At 59.1% G+C, this 14,666-nt stretch carries 13 protein-coding genes; 2 read left to right on the forward strand and 11 right to left on the reverse strand.

The annotated features are described in order from the left end of the window. Positions 1–32 precede the first annotated feature (32 nt). The 5 genes from DHN60_RS11305 to DHN60_RS11325 form a co-directional block, all read right to left on the reverse strand. On the reverse strand, positions 33–296 hold the full coding sequence (locus DHN60_RS11305) for a hypothetical protein (RefSeq protein ID WP_108837414.1): 264 nt from the start codon (positions 294–296) through the stop codon (positions 33–35). Next, positions 293–1,063, reverse strand: coding sequence for a hypothetical protein (locus DHN60_RS11310; protein WP_199913662.1), 771 nt, complete (start codon positions 1,061–1,063; stop codon positions 293–295). The genes DHN60_RS11305 and DHN60_RS11310 overlap by 4 nt, the downstream gene beginning before the upstream one ends. Beyond that, complete coding sequence (locus tag DHN60_RS11315) at positions 1,060–2,124, reverse strand: Rieske 2Fe-2S domain-containing protein (protein WP_108837415.1); 1,065 nt, start codon at positions 2,122–2,124, stop codon at positions 1,060–1,062. Before DHN60_RS11315 ends, DHN60_RS11310 begins: the two co-directional genes overlap by 4 nt. Beyond that, on the reverse strand, positions 2,121–2,492 hold the full coding sequence (locus DHN60_RS11320) for a hypothetical protein (protein WP_108837416.1): 372 nt from the start codon (positions 2,490–2,492) through the stop codon (positions 2,121–2,123). Before DHN60_RS11320 ends, DHN60_RS11315 begins: the two co-directional genes overlap by 4 nt. Before the next feature lie 136 nt (positions 2,493–2,628). After that, on the reverse strand, positions 2,629–3,531 hold the full coding sequence (locus DHN60_RS11325; protein WP_234423608.1) for a peptidoglycan-binding protein: 903 nt from the start codon (positions 3,529–3,531) through the stop codon (positions 2,629–2,631). A gap of 216 nt (positions 3,532–3,747) precedes the next feature. On the opposite strand from DHN60_RS11325, the gene DHN60_RS11330 reads away from it, so the two are divergent. After that, positions 3,748–5,427 (forward strand): adenylate/guanylate cyclase domain-containing protein, encoded by a 1,680-nt coding sequence (locus tag DHN60_RS11330; protein WP_108837417.1) that lies wholly within the window; start codon positions 3,748–3,750, stop codon positions 5,425–5,427. A 6-nt stretch (positions 5,428–5,433) separates the two neighbouring features. On the opposite strand, the gene araD is transcribed toward DHN60_RS11330, so the two are convergent. From araD to DHN60_RS11360, 6 genes are all read right to left on the reverse strand, one after another. Next, positions 5,434–7,164 (reverse strand): L-arabinonate dehydratase, encoded by a 1,731-nt coding sequence (gene araD, locus DHN60_RS11335; protein WP_108837418.1) that lies wholly within the window; start codon positions 7,162–7,164, stop codon positions 5,434–5,436. Between the two features lie 78 nt (positions 7,165–7,242). Next, positions 7,243–7,935, reverse strand: coding sequence for a dimethylsulfonioproprionate lyase family protein (locus DHN60_RS11340; protein WP_234423609.1), 693 nt, complete (start codon positions 7,933–7,935; stop codon positions 7,243–7,245). Between the two features lie 155 nt (positions 7,936–8,090). After that, on the reverse strand, positions 8,091–11,423 hold the full coding sequence (gene carB, locus DHN60_RS11345) for a carbamoyl-phosphate synthase large subunit (RefSeq protein ID WP_108837419.1): 3,333 nt from the start codon (positions 11,421–11,423) through the stop codon (positions 8,091–8,093). A gap of 202 nt (positions 11,424–11,625) precedes the next feature. Then, entirely contained in the window at positions 11,626–11,994 is a 369-nt protein-coding gene (locus DHN60_RS11350; RefSeq protein ID WP_108837420.1) for a hypothetical protein, read from the reverse strand. Between the two features lie 126 nt (positions 11,995–12,120). Continuing rightward, the gene (locus DHN60_RS11355; protein WP_108837421.1) at positions 12,121–13,368 is read right to left on the reverse strand and encodes a cyclopropane-fatty-acyl-phospholipid synthase family protein; all 1,248 of its coding nucleotides are present in this window, start codon (positions 13,366–13,368) and stop codon (positions 12,121–12,123) included. 66 nt (positions 13,369–13,434) lie between these two features. Then, positions 13,435–14,199 (reverse strand): alpha/beta fold hydrolase, encoded by a 765-nt coding sequence (locus DHN60_RS11360; RefSeq protein WP_108837422.1) that lies wholly within the window; start codon positions 14,197–14,199, stop codon positions 13,435–13,437. A gap of 117 nt (positions 14,200–14,316) precedes the next feature. On the opposite strand from DHN60_RS11360, the gene DHN60_RS11365 reads away from it, so the two are divergent. Further along, the gene (locus tag DHN60_RS11365) at positions 14,317–14,652 is read left to right on the forward strand and encodes a hypothetical protein (protein WP_159089188.1); all 336 of its coding nucleotides are present in this window, start codon (positions 14,317–14,319) and stop codon (positions 14,650–14,652) included. The last annotated feature ends 14 nt before the right edge of the window (positions 14,653–14,666 follow it).

The raw sequence follows: 14,666 nt of genomic DNA on the forward strand, positions 1-14,666 counted from the left end.
GAAGGAAAATGGGTGCGATAAAGCATTGATCGTCACTCTGGCGGTGGGTTCAGCCGATCATAGAGTTTTTGCAAGACTGTAAGGATCAAAAACACACCAATTGCCCACATCAGCAGTTCGAATGGAGCAAAGTCCGTGCCGCGCACCCATTGACCCAAGAGGCTGCCTTGGGGGCGCAATTCTTCGATCCCGAACAGACCGCTGCGCGGCCAGAGCGAGAGGGTCCAGAAGCGTGACAGATAAAACAAGATAGCTGCGACCAAAGCGACGACGACCAGCCAGACGATCCGCTTCATGGCGTCACCTCAATTGTGTCGACGTCAATTTCCCAGACCAGAAGGTCACCGCGTTTGGTGATCTCGCCCTCAGCTGTGATGAATTGGGCCACGTGATCGTAGGCGGCGCGGGGCAGGCGGGTGCCATCAGGGCCGGTAACCAGAAGGAATTCTTCGCCCAGCACTGGCTGCGAAGAGACAAAGATGGGTGGCACATCGCCCAGCAGGCACAGGTTGGCGCAGGCCTTGTGGGCAAGGCCGCGACCGGGGCGCATGGCGCCTGCGAGGCATTTGCCATCGCAAATCTCGCCCGTCAGTTGCCAGCGTCCATGAGGTTCGGCCGTCACCTGGGGTGCATCGCCTTCGGCCGCCTTCAAACCGTTGCGCCCGCCGCGCAGTTGCAACATGTAAAGGTCCCCACGTTCCAGCACGATGCCGGACACTTCGACCAATTGGCCGCTGAGCGGCATGGCGCGGCTGTCGACGCCGGATTTGCCCGCCGCCGTCATCAGGAAACTGTCGCCCGGTTTGATCCTGTCATTTCCTTCGGTCACATGGATCACCGGATAGGGGGTCATTTCCACGACGCCGGTCACGGTCTGTCGGCCATAATCGAAACGGAACGCACCGGGGCCGGGGTCGTCCTGAGCGGTGCCCATGAAGTAGCCCGCCGCCGCCAAACCGCCCACGACAGCAAGGCAAACAGACAGCAAAAACACGCGCAGCGGGCCGGGCACGGGCAGATAGCCGACGAAGAAGGGACCACCTTTCTCAGAGTCGTCGCTCATGCCGGTTCTCCTTGGGGCAGTTGGATTTCAGGCAGTGGTAGCGGATCGACATACGTGCCAGGAGGATTGGCATCCGGGTGCACCTCGACCATCCCGTTTTCTAGGCGCAATCGGTAGGTCGGCACCTTTTCGGTGAAGGGCGCAGGCGAGCGGCCAGAGCGCACATCGTATTGAAACCCATGCCAAGGGCAGGTGACGAGGCAATCGATCACGCGTCCTTCTCCCAGCGGGCCATTTTGGTGGGCGCAGGCGTTGGAGATGGCCGACAGTTGTCCTTCCATCAGGTAGACCGCCACGCGATCCCCGTTGGGCAGGCGGGTGATTTTTGCGAACCCTTCCTTGAAGTCATCCGGCATGGCCACTTCGATCCATGCCCCATCCTTGTCCCCGGCGTCACTGCTCTCGAACCACCACGCGGCGAGATGCAACACGATGACCGCTCCGGCTCCGCCGATAAACAGTACCGTAAAGATGTGGTTTTGCTGGTCTTGCAGAATGCCAAGGCTGATGTGCGCCGCAACCGAAAAATAGGCAGCATAGATCAGGTAGTGGAGGCGTTTCCATACAGGTGGTGTCAGGAATTTGAGCCAGAAGTCATGGCTGGTGGTGGCAAGGATCAACAAGCAGAACAGCGCAAATATCCCAAAGACTTCAAAGGGAAAGCCAGCGATCTGCCCAAAGCTTGCATTCGCATAAAGGAGGCCAACATACTTGTCCGCACTGGAAAAGGCGAAGTACCAGTTCAGGATATAACCGGCATGTGTAAGGGCCACGAAGGCGGTCATGACGCCGAAATGGCGGCGGTTGTAGAGCAATGGCAGGAACCGCTTGTCCAACCGTGCGGCAGGGCCAATACAAAGGATGATCGTGAGCATCACAAAGGCGCAGGCCCCAAAGGCGCGAGCGTTGTGGATCTGTGGGTTGATGGCCCGTTCATGGGACAACACCTGCGGCGTGACATAGAGAAAGATCCACAGAAATGCGGCCACGCCGGCCAGCATCACGCCGTCATAAATCCATTTGTTTCGATTCCACTGAACGGGAGTGTATTTGACGCTCATTGATCAACTCCAATGCTCAGTTGCACAGGCACAGCGTCTGCGGGCCAAGTCTGGCGCACCGAAAGCCCCATCGCGACAACAACAATGATCCCGACGCTCATGGCGATGACCGCGGCACCGTACCATCCGCGGACAGCTTGGTAACGGGCGGCCCATGGGGCGGTCTCGGCCTCGATCTGCCACCAGCGCCACAGCACAAGGGGCCAGATCAACATGACCCCGGGGATCAGCAGAGGGCGGAAAACGTAGGCGCCGCGCGCGTCTTCGTCGATGCGGTCCATGCCGATGGTCAGAAACACGGCTGCAACAATCGCGCCGATGATGCCCCATGTTTGCATCCCCATAACGAGGGCCTGTGCAATATCCATGATGCGCCTTTTGTCCGTCCCGATGTTATTCGACCCTACAAAGGGGCTGGCGCAGACCCAAGGACAAAGTGCCCAATTTCCGTGACCGGGCGAAATTGTGATCAAGAGCGGTGTTCGGCGACCGGAGCCGAATCCCTCAGGGATTCCATGTGGTCGGAATTCCCGAGAGAAGTTTGCGGTTTTTCAGTGCGTCGATATAGGCTTCCATATCGTGGTTCAGCCCGGCCTTTGGCCGTTTGTGACGCAGGATGCGGGTCTGGCCTACCCGGTGAAACGCGTTGGGCAAATAGCAGACGATATCATCTTTTCGACAAATCGACAGCGACAGGTTGCTTAGCTCGACTGCACCTTGGGATTTGCGTGGGCGTGGAGCGGCAAAGCCGATCGCAGGGGCAGCCCATGTCTTTGACAAAATCTGTGCCGCTGCCGCCCCAAGAGAATGCCCGATAATCATTTCGGGCCAATCGTTGGCGTCTGGTCCAACCCATTCGTGGATTTTCTTTGCGTGCGACAGAAATCCCTGATGCCAGAATGTGCGAGAAAACCCAAGTCGAGTTCCGGTCTCGACATCCTGTTTCTTGGCCTCTTCCCGGAAACTCAGCCGTCGCCTGCCAACCCCCCAGAGGCGCAAATTGAAACGCAAGTAGTCGTTCAGCCCATTGCTGCCCGGTATCAACAGACAGTTGTTGCTCAGCATGTATGCTTCGACGCCTTTTACTGTACACCGCTTGGTCACATAGACATTAAATTCGCTGTTCAGTTTCATATCCCCTGCTGTCGGTCTGAGGGGGTTGAGATGGTAAGCCGTATCGATCATGTGTGCGGCCGTCATGATCGACATCCCCGCAGCAGCACTCGTGTCAAAAAGGGCGCGGTACGTCTTGTTGCCGACAATTCCGTCAGCGACTAGCCCGTACTTTCGCTGAAACGCGCGGACGGCCTCGATGGTTTTGCCGCCACGAACCCCATCAACGGGTCCAGGTGCAAATCCGCGCCTTTTCAGTTCACGCTGAATTTTCGCCCAGTTCTTTGTTGCCACGTGAGATAGCCTCGGTTTGCAGATCGGATGTGGATCACACTAGGAAGGGTCCTCACGTAACGCAACGTATGGGTGCAGCGTCTTCTTTTGCAGAGGTTGTTGCTGATCTTCTCAAGTGGATGGAACCATCGCCTAAGAACTTGCGCCACATCGCAAAAATCGTCAGTCTACAACGTATTGATACAGCCAAACGCGCTTTGGCACCGGGGGTATGAAATGCAACGCAGTCTGGCTGCCGTTCTTGTCGCGGATGTGGCAGGCTATTCTGAATTGATGGGTGATGATGCAGAGGCGACGCTGAATGCGCTCAAGCGTCTGCGGTCTGAAATTTTTCGCCCTGCTGTTGCCTCGCGCCACGGCCGCGTTGTCAAAAGCATGGGCGATGGGTGGATCGTGTTGTTTTCGGCCGCTGCCGATGCTGCCACTTGCGCGTTGCAAATTCAGGATTTGCTGGCCACCGATCCCACCCATGATGATCCCAAAATGCGCCTGCGCCTGGGTTTGCATGTGGGCGATGTGATTGAGGATGAGGAAGACGTGTTTGGCGACGGCGTGAACGTCGCCGCCCGGCTCGAAGAATTTGCCCGGCCCGGCACGATCGCCATTTCTGATGCTGTGTTTGGAAGTCTGGATGGCACGTTGCGCCCGTCATTTGATGACGCTGGCGAACGGATGCTCAAGAACATTTCCAAGCCCGTCCGGGTGTGGACGGGGGGGCAGGCGCCTGAGGCGTCTTTTGTCGTTCCAGCTTCTGTGGATCGCCCGCATGTGGTGATCTTGCCGGTTCAGACATCGGACCCTCGCACCGATGTGATCGAGCTTGCAGATGCGATGACGGGTGATGTGCTGACCTATTTGGGGGCGACGCATTGGCTGTCTGTCACCAGTGGGGCGGTGCGCGGTCAGGCCTATACGCTCAACTCGCGCCTCCGGGCCAGCGGCTCACGCTTGCGCCTTGAGGTCCGCCTTGTCGGACCAACGGGCACTGAATTGTGGGCCGCAAAAATCGACGGCGATATGGATGATGCGTTTGATTGGCAGGATACGTCCACTGAAACGCTGGTGAGTCATGTTCTGGCGGCAGTATTCGACGCCGAACGCCGTGTGCTGGACAAGCTGACGCTTGAGGAGATGAACGCCAACCAGTGTGAATTGCGTGGGCAACTGGCGTTGGATCGTCTGGATCCGAACGCCTTTGACGAAGCGTTGGCCTATTCCAGTGCGGCCATTGAAAAGGACCCACAGTCGCCCGAAGCGCTTGCCCTTGCGCTGGTCTCCTATTTGTCAGCGGCGGTTATGGGGTATCATGCCGTCACCGAACCCTACGCCCGGTCGGTCCCGAAATGGTGCGCTGCGGCGATGCCGCTTGCGCCTGATCACACTCATTTGCATCTCGTGCTGGGCGTGACCGCCTATGCTGAGGCCCGCGACCCTGTGACCTTGCGCAAGATCATCGAAAAGGCGTTGCGCCAGGCCTCTTCAGATTACCTGACCCTGACGTTGTCGGGATGGGCCTATGTCTGGATCGGTGATCATGGGGCAGGGGCCGAATGCCTGTCCAAGGCGTGGACGCTTGGCCGGCAAAGCCCGTGGGCTTTGGCGATCAAGGGTGGATTGGCCTTTGCTCTGCTTCAGACGGGTGATGATGCGGCGGCGATTGCCCATGCCCGCGAAGGACTGGAGACAAGTGCGGACTATGCGACGTTGCATCGTATTCTGGCCGCGGCGCACGCGCATCTTGGGGACATGAGCGCGGCGAGTGAGGCATTGGCCGCTGCTCTGGCTGCTGATCCGCAGGATTCGATCCGTGTGATCCGCGCCCGTAATCTGTTTGCCGATCATGATCATGACAATCGGTATCTGGATGGGCTGCGGCTGGCAGGTATGCCCGAGTAGGGTGGATCAGTTGATATCGGGTTCGGGGACCGGCGCGCCAAATCCAGTTTCGAGATAGTCAAAGTCGCATCCCTTGTCCGCCTGCTGAATGTGGCGCGCAAACATCCACCCATAGCCACGCTGGTAGCGTGGTTCGGGCGCGACCCACGCCGCGCGGCGTTCAGCGAGCTCTGTGTCGGACAGTTGCACGTTGAGCGACCGGCCCGGCACATCCACTTCAATGATATCCCCGGTTTTGATCAGCGCGAGGGGGCCGCCCACGTACGCCTCGGGTGCCACATGCAGGATGCACGCGCCGTAGGATGTGCCCGACATTCGCGCATCTGACAGGCGCACCATATCCCGCAGGCCCAGTTTCAAAAGTGCCTTGGGCATCGGGATCATTCCCCATTCTGGCATGCCCGGTCCCCCTTGGGGGCCTGCATTGCGCAACACCAGAACGCTGTCTGGCGTCATGGGGTAGTCTTCGTCGTTGATGATCTCTTTGAGTGCGTCGTAACTGTCGGCGACAATGGCGGGGCCTTTGTGCGTCTGGAACTTGGGGTCCATTGCCGCTGGTTTGATCACCGCTCCGTCGGGGGCAAGATTGCCGCGCAGCACGGCAAGGGACCCTTCGGAATAGACGGGGTTTGAGAGAGGGCGGATGACATCTGTGTTGAAGTTACGCGCGTTTGCGATGTCCTCGCCAAGCGTCTGGCCTGTCACCGTGGTTGCGCTCAAATCCAGTTTGTCTCCCAACTCCTGCATCAAGGCAGGCAGTCCGCCCGCATAGAAAAAGTCCTCCATCAGGTATTCGGTACCCGAGGGGCGGATATTGGCGATTACGGGTGTGGTACGTCCAACGGCATCGATGTCGTCGAGGTTCAGGTCAACGCCTGCGCGCCGGGCCATGGCGATAAGGTGGATGATCGCATTGGTGGAACAGCCCGTGGCCATCGCGACTGTTACCGCATTGCGGGTGGCGGCAGGGGTGATGATCTTGTTTGGGGTCAGGTCCTCCCATACCATATCGACAATGCGTCGCCCGCAGGCTGCCGCCATACGTTTGTGTCCGGCATCCGGGGCCGGGATCGACGAGGCCCCCGGCAGGCACAACCCAAATCCTTCGGCAATCGACATCATGGTCGAAGCGGTGCCCATGGTCATGCAAGTGCCATACGAGCGTGCGATGCCACCCTGTACGCCTTCCCATTCGGCGGCACCTATGTTGCCTGCCCGCCGCTCATCCCAGTATTTCCAGACATCCGTGCCCGAGCCGAGCTTTTGCCCCGCATAATTGCCGCGCAACATTGCCCCGGCTGGCATGAAGATCATCGGCAGGCCCATGGACACAGCGCCCATGACCAGCGCCGGGGTGGACTTGTCACAGCCGCCCATCAGGACGACGCCGTCGACGGGGTGGCTGCGCAGCGTTTCTTCGACCTCGATTGCACCGAGGTTGCGATAGAGCATTGAGGTCGGTTTCAGAAATTGTTCGGCAAAGTCATGCACAGGCAGTTCGGCGGGCGTGCCTCCGGCTTGCAGGATGCCGCGTTTCACCCATTCGGCGCGGTCGCGCAGATGGTGGTGGCAGGGCGAAAGATCAGACCATGTGTTGATGATCGCGATCACGGGTTTGCCCTCCCAATCCTCGCCCGTCCAACCCATTTGGGCCGCTCGACTGCGATGGCCCATCGAGCGTAAGTCGTCAGGCGCAAACCAGCGGGCGGAGCGAAGGTCTTTGGGGTCTTTGGTCATGCGAGGCTGGGTCCGGATTAGGGCAGAGGTTGAATCCGAGCCTAACACTGCAAACCAAACCGCACCACTGGTGCGTCCTCAGGCGTTGCGGCGCGCTTTCCGTGTCGCTGTCAGCTTCATGTTGGGAGAGGCAAGTCGGTCTTCTGGACCGCACCAGGCATAGGCCAGCAGGCACGGGTCGCGGTCGCCTGTTGTGATGCGGTGTTCATCCCCCGACCGGTTCAGAATGAGAGAACCGGGTGCAAAGACGGCTGCATTGTTCTCTGACCATGCGCCCGCGACCGAGATATAGCTTTCTTCGATGTCGAGGTGGGAGTGCTGGGGATAGGTCGTGTTGGGGGCAAACAGCACGAAACCAAGGATCAGCGTGTCGCACCGCACCGGCCCTTTGGGTCCAAGCACTTCGCAATAAGCGTATTTCTGGGCCAGTGCTTTGGACAGTTTTTCGTAGCCGTATTCCCATGTCAGTTCATCGCGCACCTCGCGCAAGGCGCGCGCCATACCCTGCATCGCGCCCCGTTCGCCCAGATCAAGGGCGCGTGGAAAGTGGGCGATCACCGGTTTGCTGTCGCCGCCGGTTTGCAGGACGTCTGGGTTTTTAGCCATTGCAGCCGACAACCGGTCACGCACGCGTTTGCGGTGGCCCCGAATGGCGGGGCTGCCCCCGGCAGAGCCATACCGGTACAGCGCGTCAAATTCTCGTAGCAGATAGAGCCAGTTGGGAGAGTCCATCAGGCGCGCTGTTGCCATGGGGGTGTTCATGTCAGTCATTGCGCGATCTCCCGCGGAAAGTCAGAAGCCTGTTGTTGACGGGTAGCTTGCGGGTTGGCGCCGCGCAATAGGATCATATCCTGCGGACCCGGCTGGCAAGGCAACCAACAGCGTTTGCCCATTTCCTTGCCACCAAAGATCAAGGCCTGTGCTGTTTATCCCTGAAGCGCCTTCACACTTATCTCACCCTGCGCTTGTTCGCGGATGGCCAATGCGGCAGCATAGGACCCGGCGGCTGTCGTGAAGTATGGGATTTTGTCGTAAAGCGCGATGGAGCGGATGGATTTGGAATCCTCGACGGCCTGTGCCCCTTCAGTCGTGTTCAGAACCAGCTGAATGCGCCCATCCTTCATCATGTCGGTGACGTCCGGGCGACCCTCGTAGACCTTGTTGACGGTGCCGCAGGGCACACCTTGGCCTTCGTACCACGCGGCGGTCCCGCGCGTTGCTACGAGGGTAAAGCCGAGACCGGTCAGGATCTGTGCTGCTTCCAGCATGTCAGGCGTTTTGTCCGCGTCTTTGATCGAGATAAAGGCACAGCCCGCGCCCGGCAGCACCATGCCTGCGCCCATCTGAGCCTTGAGGAAGGCGCGCGCAAAGGTGCGGTCCCAGCCCATGACTTCGCCGGTTGAGCGCATTTCGGGGCCCAAAATCGTGTCCACGCCGGGGAAACGGGCGAAGGGCAGCACCGCCTCTTTGACCGAGAACCACGGCATGTCGGGGTTGGCCAGCGTCATCGGATCGCCCAGAGGCAGCACGGCTTCGTAGTTGGCGGAGGCGTCGTAGGGCGCGCGCAATGGGAAGTTGGACAGCGGCTCACCGGCCATGATCCGCGCAGCGATTGAGGCGATGGCAGAGTCCGTCGCCTTGGCCACAAATGGCACGGTGCGCGAGGCGCGCGGGTTCACTTCGATGAGGTAAATGTCATCGCCCTGAACAGCGAACTGAATGTTCATCAACCCGACCACATTGAGAGCGCGGGCAAGGGCGTGCGTTTGGACTTCGACCTCTGCGATCACATCTTTGGACAGAGAATAGGGTGGCAGGGAACAAGCGCTGTCACCCGAGTGCACACCTGCCTCTTCAATGTGCTGCATGATGCCTGCGACGTGGACGTCTGAGCCATCACAGAGCGCATCCACATCCAGTTCTACAGCCCCGGCGAGGTAGCTGTCGAGAAGGACTGGGCTGTCACCCGAGACCACGACGGCCTCGGAGATATAGCGTTCAAGGCTGGCCTGATCCCGCACGATTTCCATCGCGCGCCCGCCCAGCACGTAAGAGGGGCGAATGACCAGTGGAAACCCTATTTTAGCCGCGATTTCAATCGCTTCTTCGTCGGAATGTGCGATGCCGTTGTTGGGCTGTTTGAGGCCAAGGTCTTGCACAAGCTTTTGGAACCGCTCGCGGTCTTCGGCGAGATCAATGGCGTCTGGCGTGGTGCCGAGGATGGGAATGCCCGCCTCTTGCAGCGCATTGGCAAGCTTCAATGGCGTTTGACCGCCGAACTGCACGATGACGCCGTGCAGCGTTCCGGCCTCCTGCTCTTTGGCGAGGATTTCCATCACGTGTTCGAAGGTCAGTGGTTCGAAATAAAGCCGGTCAGAGGTGTCGTAATCCGTACTCACCGTCTCCGGGTTGCAGTTGATCATGATCGTCTCGTAACCCGCATCGGTCAGTGCGAAGCAAGCGTGGCAGCAGCAGTAGTCGAACTCGATCCCTTGTCCGATCCGGTTTGGGCCACCGCCCAAGATCACGACTTTCTTTTTGTCGGATGGCCGCGCCTCGCATTCCACCGTGCCAAAGACCGGGGTTTCGTAGGTGGAGTACATGTAGGGCGTTTGCGCCTCGAACTCGGCAGCACAAGTGTCGATCCGTTTGAAGACAGCAGTGACACCTTGGTCATGGCGCAAGGCGCGGACCGCTTTTTCTGATGTGCCGGTTAGGTTGGCCAAGCGTGCATCGCTAAAGCCCATCATCTTGAGCGCGCGCAGACCTGCGGCGTCAGCGGGAAGCCCTTGTGCGCGGATGTCTGTTTCGCAATCAACGATTTCGCGAATGCGGGCAAGGAACCATGGGTCAAACATCGTGACACCATGGATGTCGTCGTCCGACAGCCCGTGGCGCATGGCCTGGGCAATCAGACGCAACCGGTCAGGTGTTTGCGTCGAGATGGCCTTGACGATGGCCGCATTGTCCGGAGCGCCGGGAATGTCGATGTCATCAAGGCCAGTGAGGCCGGATTCCATGGACGCCATCGCCTTTTGCAAGCTCTCGTGGAACGTGCGGCCCACGGCCATGACTTCGCCCACCGATTTCATCGCGGTGGTCAGTGTCGCCTCGGAGCCTGGGAATTTTTCGAAGGCGAATTTAGGGATCTTGGTGACGACATAGTCGATTGTCGGCTCAAAAGATGCAGGCGTTACCTTGGTGATGTCATTGTCGAGCTCATCAAGCGTGTAACCCACCGCAAGCTTGGCGGCGATCTTGGCAATGGGGAAGCCTGTTGCTTTGGACGCCAAAGCTGAGGACCGCGAGACGCGTGGGTTCATCTCAATCACGACCATGCGCCCGTCAACCGGGTTGATGGCCCACTGCACATTCGAGCCACCCGTTTCCACGCCAATCTCGCGCAGGACTGCGATCGAGTGGTTGCGCATGATCTGGTATTCTTTGTCGGTCAGCGTCAGAGCCGGCGCCACGGTGATGCTGTCGCCGGTGTGCACACCCATCGGGTCGACGTTTTCGATGGAGCAGACGATGATGGCGTTGTCTGCGGTGTCGCGCACCACCTCCATCTCGTATTCTTTCCAACCCAGCAGGCTTTCGTCCACAAGGATCTGGCCAACGGGCGAGGCATCCATGCCAGAGCGGCAGATGGCCATGTAGTCATCACGGTTATAAGCGACGCCACCGCCCGTCCCACCAAGGGTAAAGGCGGGGCGGATAATGGCAGGCAGCCCGATGTCTTCGAGCGTTTCCAGTGCAATGGAGACCCCTGCATCGAGGTCTTTCTTGCCATCTGGGTTTTTCGGGGCCGTTACGATGGTTGCGCGCGGGTTTTCGATGCCCAGACGGTCCATCGCCTCGCGGAACAGTTTGCGGTCTTCGGCCATCTCGATGGCGGCGCGCTTGGCCCCGATCATCTCGACGCCGTACTTGTCGAGCACCCCCATCTCTTCGAGCGCCAGTGATGTGTTCAGACCTGTTTGACCGCCCATCGTCGGGAGCAACGCATCGGGGCGCTCCTTTTCGATGATCTTGGCCACCACATCGGGGGTGATGGGTTCGATATAGGTGGCATCAGCCAGCCCGGGGTCGGTCATGATGGTGGCCGGGTTCGAATTCACCAGAATAACGCGATAGCCTTCTTCGCGTAGCGCCTTACAGGCCTGAGCTCCTGAGTAGTCGAACTCGCACGCCTGACCGATAACAATGGGACCCGCGCCGATGATCATGATCGACTGTATGTCGGTACGCTTTGGCATCTGGGCCCCCCGGGTATGTGACATGCATTTTGCGCCAAGCTGCGCAGGCAAATTTGCTGCGTTATAGGCATGGCTCAGGCAGGTGCAAGGGGGGACGGGCGCATTCACGCACTGCACGCCCTTATCAAGTCGCGCACACGCAAAAAGGGGGCCGTAGGGCCCCCAGTGTTTCTGCCGTTGCTAAAGCGTGTCGATGATAAGCTTAGCGCCCGATCAGGCGGGACAAAAGTGAGCGTGATTTTTCCGGCTGTTGTGCGACGCTTGCCGCAACAGGTGCAGGTGCTGGAGCGGTTTCCACGGGCATCGGCTTGGGCTTGGCCGTGGTGACAGTTCCGCTCAGGTGTGGGGGGCGTTGTACGCCACCCTTTTTAGCGGCACATGCGGCTGTGACTGAACCCGGCATGGGGCGGGGCGGCATTGTGACCGCTTCGCTTGCAGTTTCGAAATTCGCAGCATCCAAAAGGTGCTCTTGTCCTTGCTCGGCAAGTATTTCACGGACCGAGCGCATCATGCGAGTCGTGCGCTCGCTGGCGTCTGCGCTTTGCAGTTCCTGGCGTTGACCGTATTCCATGTCTTATCAACCTCCGTTCTGGGTCGGTTTCGGAACAGGGCCGAACCGTTCTGATTACGTTGGCTGCGAAACAAGGCAATTCTGTGTTCAAATCGGGGTATCTGCGTGCCTCTTGCAAAGAAGGCGTCAGTTTTCGGCTATTTCCCGCTTAGGTAGTTTTGCTGTTGGTGCTGCCGTTTTGCCATAAAGGTAGTCGCGGGTCAGCGGTACAGCATCGCGCCTGTGCGCAAGTTGCAGGTGATACACAGCCTGCATCTGATGCTCGAAGGCGAGAATACAGACGGTCAGGTAGTAATGAAACATGCGGATGAACCTTTCGTCATACATCTCTCTGATCTGCGGCAGGCTGGCGTCAAAGCGGTCGCGCCAGTGTCGGATGGTTTTGGCGTAGTGCAGGCGCCAGATTTCGATGTCCGTCTGCCACAGGCCCGAAGTTTCGAGCGCGGGGGCCAATTCGGACAGGGACGGGACGTAACCGCCGGGAAAGATATATTTGTTGATCCAGCTTGAGTGCGCCATCGGTGGGGCCGAGCGCCCGATGGTGTGGATCAGCGCCACGCCGTCCGGGTCCAGCAATTCGCCCACCTTTCCAAAATAGGTGCCGAAATTGGGCACGCCCACATGCTCCAACATGCCCACAGACACGATGCGATCAAAGCTGCCGGTCGTATGACGGTAGTCTTGGAGCTTAAAGCGAATGCGTTTGGACAGGCCTTCGGTCTCGGCCCGCTGTTGAGCTGTCGCCAGTTGGTTTCCACTGAGGGTGATACCCGTGACTTCGCAGCCGTAATCGCGCGCAAGCGTCAGGGCCATGCCCCCCCAGCCACAGCCGATATCCAGCACCCGCATTCCCGGTTCCAGGCACAGCTTGCCTGCAATGTGCGCTTTCTTTGCGACTTGTGCCTGTTCCAATGTCATGGCGTCATCGCGGAAATAGGCGCAGGAATATTGCATGTCCTCGTCCAGAAACAGGCGATAGAGGTCATCCGATATATCGTAGTGATGCGCCACATTGCGCCGCGCAGCACGTGGTGCATTGCGTTGGATAAAACGGCGAGCATGGAACCGCGCCCGGTTTGCCAGCAACAGCCAGGGCGGCAAGCGTCCTTTGAAACGGTTGCGGATGATCACTGTCAAAAGTTGGTCCAAGGTGCAGTTTCGAGGGGTGACCTGACCGTCCATGTACCCTTCACCCAAGCCGAGGTCGGGATTGAGGATGATGTTGCGAAGCGCGTTCGTGTCAGCAATCGCCAGATGCGCGAACTCACCCGTGTCCGGCCCATAGTCGCGCGTTGTGCCATCGGGGTAGGTGATCGACAGGCGATCTTCGACCATCATTCCGGTCAGGAACCGGTCCAGTAGTTTTTCCCACATGACGCACCCCCTTTAACTTGGTCTTACCCAATAAAAGTGGAGTTTTAGGGGTGTTTACGTCAAGTCTCAGACAGTCTCGGCGTCCAGATAAGCCCTCACATTGGCTTCAAATGCCCGTGGATTGTCCGCATGCAGCCAGTGCCCGGCACCTGGGATCTTGGCGAAACGTGCGTTGGGAAACAGTGTCTGGATGGTCGGGCGGTCACTGCGTTTGACATAATCTGATGTCCCGCCGGACAGGAACAGGGTAGGGCCGGGGTATGTGCTGGACAGCGCCGGGAAGTCGATGATCGCCGCCATATTGTCCGCAAGGGCGTCGAGGTTCAGCCGCCAACGCTTTTCGCTGACATCTAAGGACTGGGTGAGAAAGCTGGTAAGAGAGCTGTCGACTCCGAGGGCTGCGAGTTGCGCGTTTGCTTCGGATCGGCGGGTGACCACAGACAGGTCCACAGCACGCATGGCGGTGATGTATTGCATTTGAGTATGGGTGTACCCGACCGGTGCGATATCGCCGATTACAAGTCGGCGCAGGGTGTCGGGGCGGGTGTGCGCCAGCATCATCGCAGCCTTCCCCCCCATGGAATGCCCCACGACATCCATTGGCCCACCCATGGTATCAATCACCTGTGCAAGGTCACTTGCCAGTGCGGCATAGCTGTTATCATCGCTCCAAAAGCTGGACCCATGGTTGCGCATGTCGACTGCGATAACGGGGCGCGTGTCGGACAGGCGCTTGGCGATGACGCCCCAATTGCGCCCGGACCCGTAAAGGCCATGGGCGATCAATAGCGGCGTTCCGGGCCCGCTCCCGTGGGTGGTATAGGCAAGCATGACGGGTGCTTAGCCCGGATTGAAGTGGTGAACCAGAGGGATTGAATTTGCTGCCCGCGCTGGGGTAAGGCGACGGCGATGGAGACTGAAGCGACCATAAAAGAACGCAGCAAGCGCGTGAAAAGTGCCCTTGACGGTGCTTTTGGTGTGCGCGCCAAGACGCTGGACAAGGCGTTGCGCAAGACGGGGCGGCGGATGCCGAAGCGTCTGCATGCGCAGGCAAGGCTGATCGTGGATGCGCAAGGCCTTGGCGGCAATCCAAAGTTGATGCGCCGCATTGATGGTGCCGCAATTGCGCGGGCTGAAGAGGATGTGGTCAACTGGCTCGACACCGTGGACCGCGCTGACCGGCGGCGTGGGTTCTGGATTTGGGCGGGGTCGATGGTTGGGTTTAACCTGCTCATCGTTGTTGCCGGGGTGGTAACCTGGATGTGGTGGACCGGTCAGTTCTGACGGCACTACATGCG

This window comes from Tateyamaria sp. Alg231-49 (assembly GCF_900143535.1).
Taxonomy (GTDB): Bacteria; Pseudomonadota; Alphaproteobacteria; order Rhodobacterales; family Rhodobacteraceae; genus Tateyamaria.